This is a genomic window from Streptococcus oralis (assembly GCF_023611505.1).
GTDB classification, from domain to species: Bacteria; Bacillota; Bacilli; order Lactobacillales; family Streptococcaceae; genus Streptococcus; species Streptococcus oralis_CT.
Map to the genome: position 1 here is coordinate 925,922 of NZ_CP097843.1, position 21,616 is coordinate 947,537.

Genomic DNA, 21,616 nt, shown 5'->3' on the forward strand with positions numbered 1-21,616 from the left:
GATGGCAGGAAAATCGATTTTTGATAAAGTATGGGAACGCCATGTCATCACAGGAGAAGAGGGGCAGCCCCAACTCATGTATGTGGATCAGCACTATATTCATGAAGTGACCAGTCCCCAAGCTTTTCAAGGACTGCGAGACGCAGGTCGTAGATTGAGACGGCCAGACTTGACATTTGGAACTTTTGATCATAATGTTCCGACAGTTAATATCTACGATATTCGAGATGTCATTTCTAAGGCTCAAATTGATAAGCTTGCTAAAAATGTTGAGGAGTTTGGGATTGAACATGCTGCCCACGGTTCTGAAAAGCAGGGAATCGTTCACATGGTTGGTCCAGAAACAGGACGGACCCAACCAGGAAAATTCATCGTCTGTGGAGACAGCCATACAGCTACTCACGGAGCTTTCGGAGCTATCGCTTTTGGAATTGGGACCAGTGAGGTCGAGCATGTCTTTGCTACACAGACACTCTGGCAGGTCAAACCCAAGAAAATGTTGGTAGAATTCACTGGTGTTCCTCAAAAAGGAGTTTATTCTAAGGATTACATTTTAGCCTTAATTGCCAAGTATGGCGTTGCCTGTGGTGTAGGCTATGTGGTGGAATATCGAGGGCAGGCGATTGATGCTCTGACCATGGAAGAGCGAATGACCATCTGCAATATGTCCATCGAGTTTGGTTCTAAGATGGGGATCATGAATCCGGATCAAACTACCTATGATTATCTCAAGGGACGGGAATGTGTTCCAGAGGATTTCGAGGAGGCGGTTGCCGACTGGAAGACGCTAGTCAGTGATGAGGATGCTGTCTATGATAAGGTTATCCAGATGGATGTTTCAGACTTGGCTCCCATGGTGACTTGGGGAACCAATCCTGCTATGGGCGTTGACTTTGACAGTAGCTTCCCAGAAATTAAGGATATGAATGATGAACGAGCTTATCATTACATGGACTTGGAGCCTGGTCAAAAGCCAGCGGACATTGAACTAGGATATATTTTTATCGGGTCTTGTACCAATGCTCGGCTAAGTGACTTGCAACTGGCTGCTCGATTTGTCAAAGGGAAGAAAATAGCTCCCAACTTAACAGCTATCGTGGTTCCAGGCTCTCGTCCTGTGAAACGAGCTGCTGAGAAGTTGGGCTTGGATAAGGTTTTCTTAGATGCTGGCTTTGAGTGGCGAGACCCAGGTTGCTCTATGTGCCTAGGGATGAATCCTGACAAGGTCCCTGATGGTGTCCACTGTGCCTCAACCAGTAACCGCAACTTTGAGGATAGGCAGGGATTTGGTGCTAAAACCCATCTCTGCAGTCCAGCCATGGCAGCAGCAGCAGCTATCGCAGGGCGTTTCGTAGATGTTCGGCAAATGCCAGAGGCTCAGTAAGGAGAGGATATGGAGAAATTTACAGTTTATACGGGAACGACCGTTCCTCTTATGAATGATAACATTGATACTGACCAAATCCTTCCCAAGCAGTTTCTGAAATTAATTGATAAGAAAGGCTTTGGTAAGTACCTCATGTATGCTTGGCGTTATCTAGACGATAAGTATACTGAGGATCCAGACTTTGTCTTTAATCGACCTGAATATCGCAAAGCCAGTATTCTCATTTCAGGTGATAACTTTGGGGCGGGGTCTTCGAGGGAACACGCAGCTTGGGCTCTAGCTGACTATGGTTTTAAGGTCGTGATTGCAGGATCTTTCGGGGACATTCATTACAATAATGAACTCAATAATGGTATGTTGCCCATCGTTCAGCCTAGGAAGGTTAGAGAAAAGCTAGCCCAACTCAAACCGACCGATCAGGTAACTGTAGACTTGGAACAACAAAAAATCATCTCACCAGTTGGAGAATTCACTTTCGAAATCGATAGCGAGTGGAAACACAAGCTCTTAAATGGTTTGGATGATATCGGCATTACTTTGCAGTATGAAGACTTGATTGCTGCCTATGAAAAACAACGTCCAGCCTACTGGCAGGAATAGGAAAAATAGAAAAGGAAATAGAACTATGACAAAACACATTCAATGGAAGGGAACACTTTCACAAGAAGGCTATGACATTTTAAAAGGTGAGGGCGGATGTATCGTTTGCCCTACAAAAGTTGGTTACATCATCATGACCAGTGACAAGGCAGGACTTGAGCGCAAGTTCGCAGCTAAAGAGCGTAACCGTAACAAACCAGGTGTTGTACTCTGTGGTAGCATGGACGAGCTTCGTGCTTTAGCACAACTCAACCCAGAAATTGAAGCCTTCTACCAAAAACATTGGGATGAAGACATTCTCCTCGGTTGTATCCTTCCTTGGAAACCGGAAGCTTTTGAAAAACTTAAAGCATACGGTGATGGCCGTGAAGAGCTGATGACTGACGTGCGTGGAACGAGCTGTTTTGTGATTAAGTTCGGGAAAGCAGGAGAACAATTGGCTGCCAAACTTTGGGAAGAAGGTAAGATGGTTTACGCCTCATCAGCTAACCCATCTGGAAAAGGAAACCGCGGTAAGGTGGAAGGGATTGGAGAACGTATCGAAGGAGCAGTGGACCTTGTCATCGAAGCAGACGACTATGTGGCATCCATCCAACCTGACAAAACGATTGAAACTCGCTACGAGCAAGGTGTGATGGTTTCTATGGTCGATAAAGACGGCAAACTCATCCCCGAACAAGGAGGAGCCCGTTCAATCTCACCAGCTCCAGTTGTGATCCGTAAAGGGCTTGACATTGATAAAATCATGATGCACTTGTCAGATACCTTTAACTCATGGGACTACCGTCAGGGAGAGTATTATTAAGATAAAAAGAAGTCTAGTGTTATGAGGGAATAAAACCCTCTACTCTAGGCTTTTTCTTTAGAAATTCTTTCCTTTTTTTAATAGATATGATATGCTAGATATGAACTATATATTAATAGAACTTACTTGTAAAAGTTAATTAAAGGAGCATTCAAATGAACAGTGAACAAAATAACTATTTTTTTGTTGGTACAAAATTTGGTGATGATGATTATCTTGAATATTTTAGGAAAGAAGGAAAGTGGGAATTAGGATGGCATAACAACGAGGAAAATAAGCAGTATCAAAAAATGTTAAAGTTGTTTAATAAAATTAAACCAGGTGACGTTTTATTTGCTAAATCCACATATGTCAAAAAGAATAATTTACCTTTTGTAAAGAAAGATGATTTAAAGGTTTCTGTCATGAACATTCGTGGAATGGCGACTGTTAAAGAGATTTTAGATGATGGGCATACCATTATTGTTGATTGGAAAAAAGAGTATATAGAGAGGGAGTGGTTTTTCTTTACGGGGCAAGAAACAATATGGTTTCCATCAGATATTACGTATCGAACTAAAGAGACTAACCAGTTAATAAAATTTGCTGCAAGTGATGAAATTATAATTCAAGACTATGACTATTTTTTGAATCATCCTAATTGGAAAAAGTATAAAAAATTAGAAAGTGAAACTATGTTAAGGAATGATTTTTTATTTGATTATAGTGGTATATTAAAAAAATCCAAAAACCTCATCCTCCGTGGTGCACCTGGCACAGGAAAAACTTATCTTGCTAAAGAAATTGCTATGGAGTTAACGGGTGACAACGAAGACCAAATCGGCTTTGTACAATTTCACCCTTCCTATGATTATACAGATTTTGTAGAGGGTTTAAGACCGGATTCAAATGAGGATGGCAGTATATTTTTTAAATTAAAAGAAGGTATTTTTAAGAAGTTTTGTCAGAATGCTATAGATGCTCAGAAAACTGGAGGACAAGATAATTTTGAGGAAGCGTGGAGGAAGCTAACGGATGCTATCAATGAAAAGCAAGGACAATACTTCTTTCCTCGTAGTTCTGTTCCAGCCAGTTTAAATAGTCAAGGGAATGTGAAGTTTGATTCTCCTGTTGCTACCAAAGAAAAAGTGTATCTTTTGTACAAGGGTGAAGATACTAATTTAAAGTACGAAACTTATCAAAAAATTGTTTTGGAGCACATGAAAGAAAGTTATGGTTTATGTGATTATGTATCCCCAATGATTAACACAGACAAGAAATTCGTTTTCATCATAGATGAGATCAATCGTGGGGAGATTTCTAAGATTTTCGGTGAACTCTTTTTCTCTATTGACCCTGGCTATCGTGGTGAAAAGGGAAGTGTTTCTACCCAATATGCAAATCTACACGAAACTGATGAAAAGTTTTATATCCCCGAAAATGTTTACATCATCGGAACTATGAATGATATTGATCGTTCAGTGGATACCTTTGATTTTGCTATGCGTCGTCGTTTTCGTTTTGTTGAAGTTACTGCTGAGAGTCAAGTTGGCATGTTGGATAAAGAACTGGGTATCCATGCAGAAGAAGCAAAACTTCGTCTTAGAAACTTGAACGCTGCTATCGAAAACGTTCAGGAATTAAACAGTCATTATCATATCGGTCCAAGTTATTTCCTTAAATTGAAGGATGTAGACTTTAACTATGAATTCCTCTGGTCTGATTATATTAAACCCCTCCTAGAAGACTACTTGCGGGGTTCTTATGAAGAGTCTGAAACTCTGGCAACATTGAAAAAAGCATTTGATCTGACAAATAACGAGCAAACAGTTCAGCAAGATACTGGTGATAATGATGCGGATAACTGATAATCAGCATAAAATTGCTAAAGAAGACTTTATCGCAGAATATCCCAAACTAAGTCAAGCTCTTCTTGATAGAACACTGGATAACCTTTCTAGAGAGGATAATATCTTTATTTTTCCAAATGATTTGACTCATACTCCTGATTTAGAGAAGGACCAAAAGATTTTTGAAACGGTCAATCAGGAAATTAAGACTGGAAATGTGATTGGTTTTCTGGGGTGTGGTCAGGAAAAATTGACGATTTCCTCTCGTTTTTCTGATAAAAGTAACGACCATTTTTTACATTATCTTTTACAAAAGGTTCTCAATATCAATCTGACTAGTTTGGATGTCGGTCTATCTCCAGAGGATAAACTCTATCAGCTTTTGATTTACCTCTTTCCCAAATATCTGCAAGCTGCTCTCAGAAAAGGTCTTTATAAGGAATACCAGCGATTTTTCCATAATGATAGTCATGTAAAGGGAGTGCTAGATGTTGAAAATCATCTGAAAAAAAATCTCCCTTTTATGGGAAATATTGCCTATACAACTAGAGAGTTTACTTATGATAATCCACTCATGCAGTTGATTCGGCATACGATTGAGTACATTAAGAATCCAAAAAGTTTCGGAGCTCTGCTTGATAGTAATCGTGAAACTATAGCTGAAATTATTCGTGTAACCCCTTCTTATAAATTAGCTGATCGTGCTAAGATTATCAGAATGAATAAAACCAAACCCATCCGACACGCCTATTTCAGAGAGTATAGAAAATTACAGGAACTCTGCTTGATGATTCTGAATAGAGAAAAGCATGGTCTTGGACCTCAAGCCCAAAGGGTACATGGTATTCTTTTTGATGTTGCCTGGCTTTGGGAAGAGTATGTTTACACCTTGTTGCCAAAAGGTTTTGTACATCCCAGAAATAAGGATAAGACGGATGGAATTTCAGTATTTTCTGTTGGGAAACGAAAAGTATATCCAGATTTTTATGACAGAGAACGAAAGATTGTTCTAGATGCTAAATATAAAAAACTGGAGTTCACTGAAAAAGGAATTAACCGCGAGGACTTGTTCCAGCTGATTTCCTATTCTTATATTTTAAAAGCTGAGAAAGCTGGACTGATTTTTCCTAGTATGGAGCAGTCAGTAAATAGTGAAATAGGAAAAGTAGCTGGTTATGGAGCTCAATTGAAGAAGTGGTCTATTCGAATACCTCAGAATGCCTCATCCTATAGTGCATTTTGTGAAATGATGGAAAATTCAGAAGAAAATTTTAAAGCGATTATTGATGAAGAAGTGGGGAGAAGGTAATCTCTTCACTTTTTTGCTATTTATATAAGTAATTTCCGAACGATATAATGTGATTATTACAAATATTTGACAAAAACTGTACTTTAGTTTATAATAAATCAAGGAAACGTCGGAAAAGGCGTAGGGATGCGCAAGCATAGGTAGGTCATTATAAAAGAAACGAGACATCGATATGTTAAATGAATTTCCAATTTTTGATTACGAAGATATTCAGTTGATCCCTAATAAATGTGTGATTAAAAGCCGTTCAGAAGCGGATACAAGTATTAAGTTTGGAAAACACACTTTTAAACTACCTGTTGTGCCAGCAAATATGCAGACAATTTTGGATGAGAACGTAGCAGAGCAACTTGCTAAAGGCGGTTACTTCTACATTATGCATCGTTTTGATGAAGCGGGACGCATTCCTTTTATCAAACGTATGCACGATCAAGGGATCATTGCTTCCATTTCTGTTGGTGTTAAGGATTACGAGTATGACTTTGTTAGCCAGCTCAAGGCTGATGCTCCGGAATACATCACGATTGACATTGCTCATGGTCATGCGGATAGCGTGATTTCTATGATTCAACACATCAAGAAAGAGTTGCCAGATACTTTTGTCATTGCTGGGAATGTGGGAACACCAGAAGCTGTTCGTGAATTGGAAAATGCTGGTGCGGATGCAACTAAGGTTGGAATCGGTCCTGGTAAGGTTTGTATCACCAAGGTGAAAACAGGTTTTGGCACTGGCGGTTGGCAGTTGGCTGCCCTTCGCTGGTGTGCTAAGGCAGCTCGTAAACCAATCATCGCTGATGGTGGGATTCGTACTCATGGCGATATTGCTAAGTCTATCCGTTTCGGTGCTAGCATGGTTATGATTGGTTCTCTTTTTGCAGGACATATCGAAAGCCCAGGAAAGACGATTGAAGTCGACGGCGAACAGTTCAAAGAATACTATGGTTCAGCTTCACAGTATCAAAAAGGCGCTTATAAAAATGTAGAAGGTAAACGCATCTTACTGCCTGCCAAAGGGCATTTGCAAGACACCCTTACTGAGATGGAGCAGGACTTGCAAAGTGCTATTTCCTACGCAGGTGGACGCAGGCTTGCTGACCTTAAACATGTTGATTATGTTATCGTGAAAAACTCTATCTGGAACGGGGATGCATCCCACTAATGGATGCTTAGTCTACCCATAAAAAAACTTGTTATTAGAGCAAATTTTTGTTATAATAAGACAAGTTTCCACCCTTAGTGTAATGGATATCACGTAAGATTCCGGTTCTTGAGATGGGGGTTCGATTCCCTCAGGGTGGATGTAAACATCCTAAAAAAGCCTTTAAATAAGGCTTTTTTCTTTATATCGCCTCCAAAATTGGAAATTTTATTCTAAAAAATGCTCAAATCCCCTCTAGTCCCGTTTTAAAGTGACTCAGGGGGCTTTTTTTGATATAATAAAAGAGACTGTTATCAGTTAGAAAGAGGTTGGTATGAAAGAATTACAAACTGTACTAAAGAAGCGTTTTGCAATCGAATTTGCAGACAAGAATTTATTGGAAACGGCTTTTACTCATACGAGTTATGCCAATGAGCACCGCCTCTTAAAAATTTCACACAATGAGCGCTTGGAATTTTTAGGAGACGCTGTTCTGCAATTATTGATTTCAGAATATCTGTATAAAAAATATCCTAAGAAACCAGAGGGCGATTTGTCTAAACTTCGTGCCATGATTGTCCGTGAGGAAAGTTTGGCTGGTTTTGCGCGTGATTGCCAGTTTGATCAGTTTATCAAGCTGGGAAAAGGAGAAGAAAAGTCTGGTGGGCGTAATCGTGACACCATTCTTGGAGATGCCTTTGAGGCCTTTTTGGGAGCGTTGCTTTTAGACAAGGATGTTGCTAGGGTAAAAGATTTTATCTATCAGGTCATGATTCCCAAGGTTGAAGCAGGTGACTTTGAAATGATTAAGGATTACAAGACACACTTGCAAGAACTGCTCCAAGTCAATGGAGATGTGGATATTCGCTACCAGGTGACCTCTGAGACGGGCCCTGCCCATGATAAGGTTTTTGATGTAGAAGTTCTGGTTGAAGGCAAGAGTATCGGAAAAGGCCAAGGACGTTCTAAAAAATTGGCAGAGCAAGAGGCCGCGAAAAATGCAGTGGAGAAAGGGCTGGATTCATGTATTTAAAGGAAATTGAGATCCAGGGATTCAAGTCCTTTGCTGATAAGACCAAGGTCGTTTTTGATCAAGGTGTGACAGCTGTCGTTGGGCCAAATGGATCTGGAAAGTCAAATATCATAGAAAGTCTGCGATGGGCCTTGGGAGAGTCCAGTATCAAGAGCCTTCGTGGTGGTAAGATGCCTGACGTTATCTTTGCTGGAACAGAAAGTCGCAAACCACTCAATTATGCCTCTGTTATCGTGACCTTGGACAATGAAGATGGCTTTATCAAGGATGCAGGGCAAGTCATTAAGGTAGAACGCCATATCTACCGTAGTGGAGATAGCGAGTATCGAATTGATGGAAAGAAAGTGCGCTTGCGTGATATTCATGACCTCTTCTTGGATACCGGTTTGGGACGGGATTCCTTCTCTATCATCTCTCAAGGGAAGGTAGAGGAGATTTTTAACTCCAAGCCCGAAGAACGCCGTGCTATTTTTGAAGAAGCAGCTGGAGTTTTAAAATACAAGACTCGTAGAAAAGAAACAGAGAGTAAACTGCAACAAACTCAGGACAACCTAGACCGCTTAGAGGATATTATCTATGAATTGGACAATCAAATCAAGCCTCTTGCAAAACAAGCTGAGAATGCTCGTAAGTTTCTAGACTTGGATGGTCAACGCAAGGCTATTTATTTGGATGTGCTGGTTGCCCAAATTAAGGAAAACAAGACTGAACTGGAGCTGACAGAAGAAGAATTAACTCAGGTTCAGGAACTTTTGACGAGCTATTACCAAAAGCGTGAAGAGTTAGAAGAAGAAAATCAAAGTCTTAAAAAGAAACGCCAAGATCTCCAAGCTCAAATGTCTAAAGACCAAGGGAGCTTGATGGATTTGACTAGTTTGATCAGTGACTTAGAGCGAAAACTAGCCCTATCAAAACTGGAATCCGAGCAAGTAGCCCTCAATCAACAAGAGGCACAAGCCCGTTTGGCGACTTTGGAAGATAAGAGAAAGGCTCTAAGTAAGGAAAAGGATGAAAAAGAAGCGAACTTGGAACAGTTAGAGGAAAGTCTAGCTGAAAATAACAAGGAACTCAATCGCCTAGAAGCGGAATTACTGGCTTTTTCAGATGATCCTGACCAGATGATTGAACTCTTGCGTGAACGTTTTGTGGCGCTTTTACAAGAAGAAGCGGATGTCTCAAACCAGTTGACACGAATAGAGAATGAACTGGAGAACAGCCGTCAACTCTCTCAAAAACAAGCTGATCAACTTGAGAAACTGAAAGAACAACTGGCTACAGCTAAAGAGAAGTCTAGTCAGCAAAAAGACGAGCTTGAAGCTGCCAAGGAGCAGGTTCAGAAATTATTGGCAGACTATCAAGCTAGTGCCAAGGAACAAGAGGAGAAGAAAGTTTCTTATCAAGCCCAGCAGAGCCAACTCTTTGACCGTCTGGATAGTCTCAAAAACAAGCAGGCTCGAGCCCAAAGCTTAGAAAACATCCTAAGAAATCATAGTAATTTTTATGCGGGTGTTAAGAGTGTTCTTCAAGAAAAAGACCGGCTTGGTGGGATCATTGGTGCAGTTAGTGAGCACCTGACCTTTGATGTGCATTATCAAACTGCGCTGGAAATCGCGCTCGGAGCTAGCAGCCAGCATATCATCGTAGAAGATGAAAACGCGGCAACCAAGGCGATTGATTTCCTCAAACGTAACAGAGCTGGTCGTGCAACCTTCCTTCCTTTGACAACGATTAAGGCGCGTACAATATCTAGTCAGAATCAAGACGCTATCGCTGCAAGTCCAGGATTTCTGGGTATGGCAGATGAGTTGGTGTCGTTTGATAAGAGATTAGAAGCCATTTTCAAGAACTTGCTAGCTACGACAGCAATTTTTGATACTGTAGAACATGCGCGTGCCGCAGCTCGCCAAGTTCGTTATCAGGTTCGCATGGTGACGCTTGATGGGACAGAGTTGCGTACAGGTGGTTCCTACGCGGGTGGTGCTAATCGTCAAAACAACAGTATTTTCATCAAGCCAGAGCTGGAGCAATTGCAAAAAGAAATTGCTGAAGAAGAAGCTAGTCTGCGGTCAGAAGAGGCGAGTTTGAAGACCTTGCAAGATGAGATGGCGGTATTGGCAGAAAGGTTAGAAGCTATCAAATCTCAAGGTGAGCAAGCTCGTATTCAGGAGCAAGGTTTGTATCTTGCTTATCAACAAACCAATCAGCAGGTCGAAGAACTGGAAACGCTTTGGAAACTTCAAGAAGAGGAATTAAATCGCCTTACTGAAGGAGATTGGCAAGCGGATAAGGAAAAATGCCAAGAGCGCCTTGCTACTATCGCCAGTGAAAAGCAAAATCTGGAAGCTGAGATTGAAGAGATTAAGTCTAACAAAAACGCTATTCAAGAACGTTATCAAAACTTGCAGGAACAGATTTCTCAAGCGCGCTTGCTTAAGTCAGAACTGCAAGGACAAAAGCGGTACGAAGTGACTGATATAGAACGCTTAGGTAAGGAACTGGATAATCTAGATATTGAGCAAGAGGAAATCCAGCGCCTCCTCCAAGAAAAGGTTGATAATCTTGAGAAAGTGGATACGGATTTGCTAAGTCAGCAGGAGGAAGAGGCCAAAACTCAGAAAACAAACCTCCAACAAGGTCTGATTCGCAAGCAGTTTGAGTTGGATGATATCGAAGGCCAGCTGGATGACATTGCCAGCCATTTGGATAATGCTCGTAAGCAGAATGAGGAGTGGATTCGCAAACAAACACGTGCTGAAGCCAAGAAAGAAAAGGTCAGCGAACGCTTGCGCTATCTACAAGGTCAATTAACAGACCAGTACCAAATCAGCTACACAGAGGCTCTAGAAAAGGCTCATGAACTGGAAAATCTCAATCTGGCAGAACAAGAGGTTAAGGATTTGGAGAATGCTATTCGCTCACTGGGTCCAGTCAATTTGGATGCTATTGAGCAATATGAAGAAGTCCATAACCGCTTGGAATTTCTAAATAGTCAGAGAGATGATATTTTGTCTGCTAAAAACCTACTCCTTGAGACCATCTCAGAGATGAATGATGAGGTTAAGGAACGCTTTAAATCAACCTTTGAAGCTATTCGTGAGTCCTTTAAAGTGACCTTTAGACAGATGTTTGGTGGAGGTCAGGCAGACTTGATATTGACTGAGGGCGATCTTTTAACTGCCGGTGTGGAGATTTCTGTCCAACCTCCAGGTAAGAAAATCCAATCACTTAATCTTATGAGTGGTGGTGAAAAAGCCCTATCAGCTCTGGCTCTGCTCTTCTCAATCATCCGAGTTAAGACTATTCCTTTTGTTATCTTGGACGAGGTAGAGGCGGCGCTGGACGAAGCCAATGTCAAACGTTTTGGGGATTACCTCAACCGCTTTGACAAGGATAGTCAGTTCATCGTCGTAACCCACCGTAAAGGGACCATGGCTGCGGCTGATTCCATTTATGGCGTTACCATGCAAGAATCAGGTGTGTCCAAGATTGTTTCGGTTAAGTTAAAAGACTTAGAAGAAACAGTAGACTAGTTACCAAACGATAGCATCTCTTAAGAGGTGCTATTTTTAAAAACTCATAGCTTGAATTGTCTATCAAGGTCAGTTCAGGCGCAAAAAACGACATTTGGGATTTCCTCTTAGCGAAAAGACTTTCTCTATGATATAATAGTTTCATGATTACAACAGTACCTATTAAGAACGAAAAAGACATTGCAGTACCGGGTAAAACGGTCCTTGTACTAGGTTATTTTGATGGCATCCACAAGGGGCATCAGAAACTTTTTGAAGTGGCCAGTAAGGCTTCGATGAAGGACTACCTGCCAGTTGTCGTGATGACCTTTACAGAGTCGCCAAAACTTGCCTTACAACCTTACCAACCTGAGCTCATGCTTCACATCGTCAATCACGAAGAACGGGAGCACAAGATGAAGTGGCACGGAGTAGAGGCTCTTTTCTTACTGGACTTTAGTAGTAAATTTGCTAGTTTAACGGGTCAAGAATTCTTTGATACCTATGTTAGAGCTTTAAAACCAGCGATTATCGTAGCAGGATTTGACTATACCTTTGGCTCAGATAAGAAAACTGCAGATGACCTGAAGGATTATTTTGATGGAGAGATTATCATTGTTCCTCCGGTCGAGGACGAAAAGGGCAAGATCAGTTCTACACGGATTCGCCAAGCTATTCTTGATGGAGATGTCAAGGAAGTCAACCATCTACTAGGCACACCGCTCCCATCTCGTGGCATGGTCGTTCATGGAAATGCTCGTGGGCGGACTATCGGTTATCCAACAGCCAATCTAATCCTAAGAGATCGAACTTATATGCCAGCAGACGGTGTTTACGTAGTCGATGTAGAAGTACAACGTCAGAGATATCGTGGGATGGCAAGTGTTGGGAAAAATGTTACTTTCGATGGAGAAGAGCCACGTTTTGAAGTCAATATTTTTGATTTTTCAGATGATATTTATGGTGAGACAGTCATGGTCTACTGGCTAGACCGTGTCCGTGATATGGTCAAATTTGACTCCATCGACGAGCTCGTAGACCAACTCCAGAAAGACGAAGAAATTGCTCGGAACTGGAAGGATGGAGAGTGAGAGTTTTCTATCAATTCGAAAGAGTAGATAGAATGAAATTCATATAATGGACAAAAAAAGTAGCCTTTTCAGGCTACTTTTTATTAAAACACACGATAGACATAAGGATTTTCTGGTTTGTCTACTTTGGTGAAACTCTCAACTTCCAGTGTTGGGAGTTTTTGTTTGAGTTCTTTATGGTAGTGGAGTGTCAGGGTTCCCCTAGCGGTAATCCAGGTATTGTCAGGATACTGGCGTGAGTTTCCCTTGGTCAAGAGCCCATATACACCAGAGTCTGCGATACAGTGAATAATACCAAAGCGAAAGAGGAACTGGCTATCTGGATGACTAGGATCGTTATAGACAAAGCCTGTAAACTCGATTTGCTTTCCTTCAAACTCTTGTGGATAGTCATAGAGAACTTCCATGACCTCCATATAGTTTTCATCTGTGACTTGAATGGTTGGCTGGGCGAGGTATTTATTAGCTGTTGTCCTCATTTCCTTTTCATAAGCAGACTTGGAAAAATAGGTACTGGTATCGGGTTTGAGGTATTGACTGGATGTGCCTTCGCTTGCCTGAATAGCAGTATCGATCCCCTCAGCGAGTGGGAAATGATAGCCTTTGGCAGATACGGTTCTTGAGTCCAAACTTACTGTGGGAAAGGCAATTCCAATCAAGAGAGGTAGAGACAGTAAAAGGATGCTGATTCGTCTAGCTCGACGGCTTTCCAAATGGCTGTGAGAGTTGATTTTCTTGATCCAGATATAGAATTGGATCAGAGCCAACAGAAGAGAAAGGACCATAGAAATATAGATTAGATAGGAATAGTGGAGGTTAATGTAGTGGTTAAGCTTGCCAAATAGCTGTAGATAAAGGGTCAGAGCAAAATAGCCCAATAGAATGATAAATCGAATCATAACATCACCCCCATCATGTAAGAATAAAGTAAGACAAGCAGAGTCACGATGCCCGTGAATTGCCAGATGAAGCGCGCTTTGAGATAGTGTTTCATCATGAGGAGATTTTTGATATCAAGCATGGGGCCAATGACTAGAAAAGCAAGGACTGGCGCTAGGCCGAAGCTCGAGAGGAGAGAAGCACCGATAAAGGCATCCGCCTCACTACAGAGGGAAAGGAGAAAGGCAAGAAGCATGAGCAAGAGAATCGCAAGGACAGGACTAGCACTGATAGAGGTCAGGATCCGAGTCGGGACATAGACTTGCACGATAGCTGCAAAGAGACAACCAAAGACCAGGTAACGACCCATATCGAAAAACTCGTCAATAGCCTGTATAAAGACCTGAAGGACTTTTCTAGCAGGAGTCAAGTGTGAAAAGTCATGTTCATGACAAGAAATAGGATTTTCTTTTTGAATGGGTTCCTTCCAGAAAAATCCTAAGAAAATCCCCAGAACCAAAGCAATCACAATAGCTCCCAGCGCTCGCAAAAAGGCAAACTTTAATGAATTGCCAAAGGCAGAATAGGTAGCGAAAAGAACGATTGGATTGATGATAGGAGCAGTCACCAGAAAGGGAACGGCCGTGTAGCTAGGGACTTTCTTTTCCAAAAAACGATTGATAATCGGGACGATTCCACACTCGCAGGATGGGAAGAGAAAGCCAATGAAGGTACCAAAAAAGATCCTCCCCCAACGATTGCGAGGGAGAAACTCAGTGACTTTATCAGGTGTGATATAGACCTCAATCAACCCCGAAATCAGACTCCCAATCAAGACAAAAGGAAGGGCTTCAATCATGATAGAGAGAAAAATAGCTCCTGCTTGCAAGATGCTAGGAGGAAGAGATTGGAAAATCGTCATCTATTTTTTCTTCTCAACTTTTTCTTTTTTGTCTTTGTCATCTGGGAAAGTGACTTGTGTTAAGTCAGGAAGTTTGGCGAATTCTTCAAACATCTTGTCCAAGTCATCCGTTTTTGTAAATTTAACAGCCATGGGCCTACCTCGTTTCTAAATGTTACCTCTATTATACTATTATTTTGCGGAAAAGGGATTATTTTTATTTTGATAATCAAAGAGGTAAAAACAGGTAAGGTGAAACAAGCTTTGTTCCTTATGGTATAATAGGTTTATGGATAAAAAATATGAAAAAATCTCCCAAGATTTGGGTGTAACCTTAAAGCAAATCGATACTGTTCTAAGTTTAACGGCAGAAGGGGCGACGATTCCTTTCATCGCACGTTATCGGAAGGACATGACTGGTAGTCTGGATGAGGTGGCGATTAAGGCTATTATCGACTTGGATAAAAGTCTGACAAATCTCAACGACCGTAAAGAAGCTGTCTTGGCTAAGATTCAAGAACAAGGCAAGCTAACAAAGGAATTGGAAGAAGCTATCTTAGCTGCCGAAAAACTAGCAGACGTAGAAGAACTTTACCTACCCTACAAGGAAAAGCGACGGACCAAGGCAACCATTGCTCGTGAAGCTGGACTCTTTCCTCTTGCTCGCTTGATCTTGCAGAATGTAGATGGTTTAGAGAAAGAAGCTGAGAAATTTGTCTGTGAAGGATTTGCAACTGGTCAAGAAGCCTTGGCTGGAGCAGTTGATATCTTGGTAGAAGCCTTATCCGAAGATGTCAATCTACGTGCTATGACCTATCAGGAGGTGCTGAGACACTCTAAAATCACCTCGCAAGTCAAGGATGAAAGTCTCGATGAAAAACAAGTGTTTCAGATATATTACGATTTCTCAGAGACAGTTGGCAACATGCAGGGCTATCGTACCTTGGCTCTCAATCGTGGGGAGAAGCTAGGCGTCTTAAAAGTCGGTTTTGAACATGCGACAGATCGTATCCTAGCTTTCTTTGCTGCTCGTTTCAAGGTGAAAAATGCCTATATTGATGAAGTTGTTCAACAGTCAGTTAAGAAAAAGGTCTTGCCTGCTATCGAGCGCCGTATTCGGACAGAATTGACTGAGAAAGCGGAAGAAGGGGCTATCCAACTCTTTTCAGACAATCTGCGCAATCTCCTCTTGGTTGCTCCGCTAAAAGGCCGCGTGGTTCTAGGCTTTGACCCTGCCTTTCGTACAGGTGCCAAGCTGGCTGTCGTTGATGCAACGGGGAAAATGCTGACGACACAAGTCATTTATCCTGTTAAACCAGCATCAGCTCGTCAGATTGAAGAAGCCAAGCGAGATTTGGCCGATCTGATTGGTCAGTACAGTGTAGAAATCATTGCCATTGGAAACGGAACTGCCAGTCGTGAGAGTGAAGCCTTTGTGGCGGAAGTTCTGAAAGATTTTCCAGAAGTCAGCTATGTTATTGTCAATGAAAGTGGTGCTTCTGTCTACTCTGCCAGTGAACTTGCTCGTCAGGAGTTTCCAGAATTAACCGTTGAAAAACGCTCTGCTATCTCTATCGCCCGTCGTTTGCAAGATCCTCTTGCTGAGTTGGTGAAAATTGATCCCAAATCCATCGGTGTCGGTCAATACCAACACGATGTTAGTCAGAAGAAACTATCTGAGAGTCTGGACTTTGTCGTCGATACCGTGGTCAACCAGGTTGGTGTCAATGTCAATACAGCCAGCCCAGCTCTTCTTTCACACGTAGCTGGACTCAATAAAACCATCTCTGAAAATATCGTCAAATACCGTGAGGAAGAAGGAAAAATCACTTCACGCGCTCAAATCAAGAAGGTTCCTCGTCTGGGTGCCAAAGCCTTTGAGCAGGCTGCTGGTTTCCTCCGTATCCCTGAAAGTAGCAATATCCTCGATAATACTGGAGTTCACCCAGAAAACTATGGTGCTGTTAAGGAGCTCTTCAAACGTTTAGATATTAAAGATCTAAACGAAGAAGCACAAAATAAGCTTAAGTCCCTTTCTGTCAAGGAAATGGCGCAAGAACTAGAAGTTGGCCCAGAAACCCTTAAAGATATTATTGCTGACCTCCTCAAACCAGGTCGTGATTTCCGTGACTCTTTTGATGCTCCAGTTCTCCGTCAAGATGTTCTGGATATCAAGGATCTTGTTGTCGGACAGAAGCTAGAAGGAGTGGTGCGTAATGTCGTTGACTTCGGTGCCTTCGTTGATATCGGAATTCACGAGGACGGCTTGATTCATATTTCCCACATGAGTCGCAAATTTATCAAACACCCCAGCCAAGTGGTGTCAGTCGGAGATTTGGTAACGGTTTGGGTCAAGAAAATCGATACGGAACGTGATAAAGTCAATCTGTCGCTCCTAGCTCCAGATGAAACTGACTGAGTACGTTCAGTCTGTTTCCCTTGAAGACTTTGGTAGACCTTTCACGCACCAAGCCCAGTGGAATTCTCGTCTGCGAACGACAGGTGGACGATTTTTCCCAAAGGATGGGCATTTGGACTTTAATCCAAAGGTTTATAATGAACTAGGTTTGGAAGTCTTTCGCAAAATCGTGCGTCATGAACTCTGTCACTATCATCTTTATTTTGAGAAAAAGGGTTATCGCCATAAGGACCGAGATTTTAAGGAACTGTTGAAAGAAGTGGATGGACTGCGCTTTGTACCACCTTTGAGAGCCCAAAGTAGTTACCTAGTCTATCAGTGTCAATCCTGCCAGCAATCCTATCAACGAAAGAGGAAGATTGACACGAAACGCTATCGCTGTGGAGTCTGTCGAGGTAAACTCGTCATTTTAAATCGGCCTAAGGACTGATGTTCTTGGTTCCGTTTCATGCTATACTACTAGTAAGAATACCGAAAGAGGAAACAATCATGAATACAAAATTTTATAAAATGAGACGAAATCGTATGGTATCAGGAGTTTTAGCTGGTCTATCAGACAAGTGGAATTTTGATGTAACCCTAGTCCGCTTTCTCTTCGCCATTTTTACTGTGGCAAATTTTGGAGTCGGAGTGATAATCTACATCATCCTTGCCTCTATCCTACCAACCAAGGAAGACATTGAAGCCGAAATGTACGGAACAGGACCACGAAAAATCAAAGAAGCCCAACCAATCAATGATGATGATGGCTGGTTTTGGTGAGATTTAACAGTAAATATTTATTATTTGCACTATGATACTTAAAAGAAGTAGCATAAATGATTGAAAATCCCTTGTGGCTAAATAACCACAAGGGATTTTGGTATTTAATTATATTCTGTTTCGTCTTTAGAAAGACGAATTACCTGATCAGCCATTTTCCAAATACTAGGATTGTGAGTTGCGATGATAATTGTTCTATTAGCATTACGAAGTTCAAGGAGAATTTCCATAATTTCCTTGGAATTTTTGGGGTCTAGCGAGGCGGTAGGCTCATCAGCTAGAATTAAGGGAGGGTCTTTCAGGATAATCTTAGCAAGCGCTACGCGTTGAGCTTCACCACCAGATAATTCATAGATGTTTTGGTTGAGACTTAGATAATCCAGTCTGACAGCTTGCAGTGCTTGAAGAAGAAGTCTCTCTTTCTCTTGTTTTTTTTTCTTCTTTTTACCAATCAGTCCCAGCTCAAGGTTTTCTCGAATGGTCTGACTTTCTAATAGTCCAAAGTTCTGGAAGAGATAACCTAGCTCGTTACGATAGAATTCCTCATTTTTTAGTGAGGTCAAAGACTTTCCTTTGTAAACTATTTCTCCTTTGTCGAAAGTCTCTAGTTTTGCAAGCATATTGAGCAAAGTGGTTTTTCCACAACCACTGTCTCCTATCAAAGCATACACCATACCACTTTGAAAATTCAGATTCAAGTCTGAAAAAATAATACGAGAACCAAATTGTTTCCAAATATGTTGTAATTCAATCATACTATCCTCCTTTGATAATGCTAGCATAAGTTTTAGTTTCCTTTTTATCACAAATTTTTAATAGAAGAATAGCTAAACTTGAAAAGCTGAGAAATAGAAACAGCGTAATCCATAAATTCTTAGAGATATATAGTGCTATACTACTTCCAATGAAGAGAGCTGCTATTTGAGAAGTGATATATCTATTGTGTAATTCAAAGAAATAATAGCCTGCTATTTTTTTCAAGAATATGGTTTTGCGAAAGGCTTCAAAATAGAGCAGATTTAAACTTGTAAACAGCAAAATTGAAGTCAAAATAGCAAACATAGCACTCGCTAGGTTACTAAAAATTTCGATTTTAATTTTTTGATTTAACTGGAGATAGGTTTCCCTAGCAGACGATAGCCCTGAGACCATTTGATCAAGTTGATAGTGTTTCAAAAGTTCTTGTGTCTGGTGGAGGTCTGTAAAATAGAGATATTCTAGATTTGTAAACCAGAAGATGGAGGAAGCCTTACCAAGTGCTTTAGGAGAAAGCACAAGAAAGATGGGATTTGATAACCATTGATCATAAGCGATATGGGTGGTATTATAGAGAAATACATCATTATTTTGATTGGTATAAGCTATACTAACTTCGACAGTTTGATTAGACTCGCTACTGTATAATCGGTTGGTTAACTCTTGTTGCAAGTTTGCTTTTATATCTTTTTCATTTTTTTGTAGTTCTTCTGGGAGTATGGCAAGAATCTGTCCATCTTTGAGGGTGCTGATTTTTTGAAAGACTTCTGATGATAAGTCCATACCTTCCTTTTTGAAGTAGCTGGGCGTGACGTAGAGAATATTTTTTCCTTCCACACCATAAGGGTTATTTTCAGTTTCATTATGATTTGAGGTAGCTTGCTTAAGAGCTTGCTCAACTAGATTATGTTTAATAAGGAAGGCATTCTCATTATCTATAGCATGCTGAATAAAGTCAAACCATTTATTAGCATTTGTTTGTAGTTCATCTGAATTTTTCATCTGACTGGAACGCCCTGTTTGAAGATTGACAACATTGGAGCGTTGTTCCCAAGTAGCTTGTCCAGCCTCATTTTTCTCAAGGATATGATAGTAAGTAGACATTCGTCCAAATCCTACAATAACCAGTAGAATGGCAAGTACCTGACCAAAGTAGAGAATGCGTAGGATTGACTTGATTGGTAATTTCCCTTTGATGATAGAGAGGAGATGAACTTTTTTCAAAGAAATGGTAAAAAGAAGGGCAATTAGGAGGCTAAGTAAGAAAAGTAGGCTATTGTAAAGAATAAAAAGTATTCCTAAAAAAGTTTGAACCTCATAAGGATATCCTAGGGAAATGAGCAAGACACTTGCTATCAGCAAAGCAGGAAGACCAAAAAGAAGGATATCAAGTCCGTCTCTTGCGAGAGAACGAAAGAAGAGATGGCTCAGTCGTTCTCCAGAAATCAACCGAATCCCTGACTGAGAGAGAGATTGAATTTGGCCAATAACAATCAAAGCTAAGAAAGTCAGCAAAAAGATTAACATACTGATGAGCTGATCAGGTTGGGTAAACATGGCCAGTACGAAGGATACTCTGTCATTTTCAAATGCATTCGCTTTTTCTAGTCCAAGTTCTTTCAGATGAGTAGCCAATTCTTGACTAGTTAGGGTTCCGCTGATAATATTGTAGTTGTTGAGAAGATCGCTCTTGTGAATGCTTTCTTGACTTGCTGGGGGCATCCAGTCTGGGAGTTGCCCATCTCCAAAAGCTTCGTAGAGAGTTTTTGATTTTCCATCACTATCCACTTCCCAAATAGTTCTTGCGATGAGACTATTATGTTTCCTAGCAAGGCTGTCTAATTCTTGTTTGAGGGTAGTATAATCGACTTGACCACTGTGTACAGCCACACCTGGAAATAGGCGTTGAGGAAGAGCTTCTTTCCAAAAGGACAGAGTGGCAATGAGGAAGAAAGTTAAAAGAAGATTGCTGATGAAGAGAAAAACACGTTTCATAGGAACCTCTTTCTAAAAAAGAGGGAGATCAACCTCCCTCTTCATTGCAGTTATACGAATTATAGCTTACTACTTTTTAAAATAAGCACTAAAAAACTAAAGTTTTACAAGGTATCGAAGAAAACCCTTTCATAATTATATTTTATTCCTTTTTTAAAAATAAAACAAGCAATGACAGGACTTCTTATAGTAGCCATTTTCAAAAAAATTCCTCAATCTTACAAAAATGTAAGATTAAAGTTTCTTTTGTAAGGTTAGGTTATGGCAGGCTACCTTTTTTTGCGATAAACTAAACTCATAAAGAACAAAGGAGCAAAACCATGAAAAGAATTTTACAAAAGAAAACAAGAAAACCAAGTCAAAAAGATATCGAGCGTGTTCAACTAGGATGCGCTATGATGCAAGCACAATTTCAATTGATGGGATATTAAGAAGGAGAAAATCATGACACTTTTAGATGTAAAACACGTTCAAAAAATCTACAAAACACGTTTCCAAGGCAACCAAGTAGAGGCCCTCAAGGACATTCACTTTACTGTGGAAAAGGGTGACTACGTAGCTATCATGGGAGAGTCTGGCTCAGGGAAGTCTACTCTACTCAACATCCTAGCAATGCTAGATAAACCAACTCGTGGGCAGGTTTACCTAAATGGAACAGACACAGCAACCATTAAAAATTCTCAGGCTTCTAGCTTCCGTCGTGAGAAGTTGGGATTTGTCTTCCAAGACTTTAACTTGCTAGATACTCTATCGGTCAAAGACAATATCTTGCTTCCGCTAGTTTTATCAAGAAGACCCATCACAGAGATGATGAAGAAATTGGTGGTAACAGCTGAAAATTTAGGCATCAACCAATTGCAAGAGAAGTACCCTTACGAGATCTCTGGTGGTCAAAAACAGCGGGTTGCAGTAGCACGCGCCATCATCACTGAACCTGAAATTCTCCTTGCGGATGAGCCAACTGGGGCACTTGACTCCAAGTCATCTTCAGCCTTACTCGACGTTTTTGATGAAATCAATGAGCGCGGGCAAACCATTCTCATGGTAACCCACTCTACAGCTGCAGCCAGCAGGGCCAAGCGCGTTCTCTTTATCAAGGACGGAATTCTTTACAACCAAATCTACCGTGGAGAGAAAACAGAACGTCAGATGTTCCAAGAAATCTCTGATACCTTGACTGTTATGGCAAGTGAGGTGAATTAG

The 21,616-nt window shown here is 40.9% G+C and carries 18 protein-coding genes and 1 tRNA gene; 14 read left to right on the forward strand and 5 right to left on the reverse strand.

Annotated features, from left to right (window positions below; all coding sequences use genetic code 11):
* The first annotated feature begins 1 nt into the window (after position 1).
* The 10 genes from leuC to M9H69_RS04880 all read left to right on the forward strand — a co-directional run bounded on the left by leuC (position 2) and on the right by M9H69_RS04880 (position 12,701).
* A complete protein-coding gene (leuC, locus tag M9H69_RS04835) occupies positions 2-1,384 on the forward strand; it encodes a 3-isopropylmalate dehydratase large subunit (RefSeq protein ID WP_250316074.1) in 1,383 nt (460 codons plus the stop codon).
* Positions 1,385-1,393: 9 nt separating this feature from the next.
* Complete coding sequence (leuD, locus tag M9H69_RS04840; protein WP_250316075.1) at positions 1,394-1,987, forward strand: 3-isopropylmalate dehydratase small subunit; 594 nt, start codon at positions 1,394-1,396, stop codon at positions 1,985-1,987.
* Positions 1,988-2,012: 25 nt separating this feature from the next.
* Entirely contained in the window at positions 2,013-2,792 is a 780-nt protein-coding gene (locus tag M9H69_RS04845; RefSeq protein ID WP_250316076.1) for an L-threonylcarbamoyladenylate synthase, read from the forward strand.
* Between the two features lie 155 nt (positions 2,793-2,947).
* Positions 2,948-4,639 carry an McrB family protein gene (locus M9H69_RS04850; RefSeq protein WP_250316077.1) on the forward strand — a complete coding sequence of 564 codons (1,692 nt, stop codon included), beginning with the start codon at positions 2,948-2,950 and terminating at the stop codon, positions 4,637-4,639.
* Positions 4,626-5,930, forward strand: coding sequence for an McrC family protein (locus tag M9H69_RS04855; RefSeq protein WP_250316078.1), 1,305 nt, complete (start codon positions 4,626-4,628; stop codon positions 5,928-5,930). The genes M9H69_RS04850 and M9H69_RS04855 overlap by 14 nt, the downstream gene beginning before the upstream one ends.
* 172 nt (positions 5,931-6,102) lie before the next feature.
* Positions 6,103-7,089, forward strand: coding sequence for a GMP reductase (locus tag M9H69_RS04860; RefSeq protein ID WP_250316079.1), 987 nt, complete (start codon positions 6,103-6,105; stop codon positions 7,087-7,089).
* 68 nt (positions 7,090-7,157) lie between these two features.
* Positions 7,158-7,229, forward strand: a tRNA-Arg gene (locus tag M9H69_RS04865).
* 173 nt (positions 7,230-7,402) lie between these two features.
* Positions 7,403-8,101 carry a ribonuclease III gene (rnc, locus tag M9H69_RS04870; RefSeq protein WP_250316080.1) on the forward strand — a complete coding sequence of 233 codons (699 nt, stop codon included), beginning with the start codon at positions 7,403-7,405 and terminating at the stop codon, positions 8,099-8,101.
* A complete protein-coding gene (gene smc, locus M9H69_RS04875; RefSeq protein WP_250316081.1) occupies positions 8,092-11,631 on the forward strand; it encodes a chromosome segregation protein SMC in 3,540 nt (1,179 codons plus the stop codon). The genes rnc and smc overlap by 10 nt, the downstream gene beginning before the upstream one ends.
* Positions 11,632-11,774: 143 nt before the next feature.
* Positions 11,775-12,701 (forward strand): bifunctional riboflavin kinase/FAD synthetase, encoded by a 927-nt coding sequence (locus M9H69_RS04880; RefSeq protein WP_250316082.1) that lies wholly within the window; start codon positions 11,775-11,777, stop codon positions 12,699-12,701.
* Positions 12,702-12,784: 83 nt separating this feature from the next.
* On the opposite strand, the gene M9H69_RS04885 is transcribed toward M9H69_RS04880, so the two are convergent.
* Genes M9H69_RS04885 through M9H69_RS10370 form a run of 3 tightly spaced genes read right to left on the reverse strand, consistent with a single transcriptional unit; the run spans position 12,785 to position 14,634 of the window.
* A complete protein-coding gene (locus M9H69_RS04885) occupies positions 12,785-13,600 on the reverse strand; it encodes a TIGR03943 family putative permease subunit (RefSeq protein WP_250316083.1) in 816 nt (271 codons plus the stop codon).
* Positions 13,597-14,502 carry a permease gene (locus M9H69_RS04890; protein ID WP_250316084.1) on the reverse strand — a complete coding sequence of 302 codons (906 nt, stop codon included), beginning with the start codon at positions 14,500-14,502 and terminating at the stop codon, positions 13,597-13,599. Before M9H69_RS04890 ends, M9H69_RS04885 begins: the two co-directional genes overlap by 4 nt.
* Entirely contained in the window at positions 14,503-14,634 is a 132-nt protein-coding gene (locus M9H69_RS10370; protein ID WP_000268696.1) for an SPJ_0845 family protein, read from the reverse strand.
* A 136-nt stretch (positions 14,635-14,770) separates the two neighbouring features.
* Between M9H69_RS10370 and M9H69_RS04895 the strand changes: the two genes are divergently transcribed.
* The 3 genes from M9H69_RS04895 to M9H69_RS04905 are packed head-to-tail and all read left to right on the forward strand — an operon-like array spanning position 14,771 to position 17,662.
* Entirely contained in the window at positions 14,771-16,900 is a 2,130-nt protein-coding gene (locus tag M9H69_RS04895; RefSeq protein ID WP_250316085.1) for a Tex family protein, read from the forward strand.
* Positions 16,887-17,330 (forward strand): SprT family protein, encoded by a 444-nt coding sequence (locus M9H69_RS04900; RefSeq protein ID WP_250316086.1) that lies wholly within the window; start codon positions 16,887-16,889, stop codon positions 17,328-17,330. The genes M9H69_RS04895 and M9H69_RS04900 overlap by 14 nt, the downstream gene beginning before the upstream one ends.
* 59 nt (positions 17,331-17,389) lie before the next feature.
* The gene (locus M9H69_RS04905; protein WP_009730226.1) at positions 17,390-17,662 is read left to right on the forward strand and encodes a PspC domain-containing protein; all 273 of its coding nucleotides are present in this window, start codon (positions 17,390-17,392) and stop codon (positions 17,660-17,662) included.
* A gap of 104 nt (positions 17,663-17,766) precedes the next feature.
* Here M9H69_RS04905 and M9H69_RS04910 read toward each other — a convergent pair whose 3' ends face one another.
* Together M9H69_RS04910 and M9H69_RS04915 are read right to left on the reverse strand one after the other, a co-directional pair.
* On the reverse strand, positions 17,767-18,417 hold the full coding sequence (locus M9H69_RS04910; protein ID WP_250316087.1) for an ABC transporter ATP-binding protein: 651 nt from the start codon (positions 18,415-18,417) through the stop codon (positions 17,767-17,769).
* Between the two features lies 1 nt (position 18,418).
* The gene (locus tag M9H69_RS04915; RefSeq protein WP_250316088.1) at positions 18,419-20,413 is read right to left on the reverse strand and encodes a DUF1430 domain-containing protein; all 1,995 of its coding nucleotides are present in this window, start codon (positions 20,411-20,413) and stop codon (positions 18,419-18,421) included.
* Positions 20,414-20,857: 444 nt separating this feature from the next.
* Here M9H69_RS04915 and M9H69_RS04920 point away from each other — a divergent pair, with 444 nt between their 5' ends.
* A complete protein-coding gene (locus M9H69_RS04920) occupies positions 20,858-21,616 on the forward strand; it encodes an ABC transporter ATP-binding protein (protein WP_250316089.1) in 759 nt (252 codons plus the stop codon).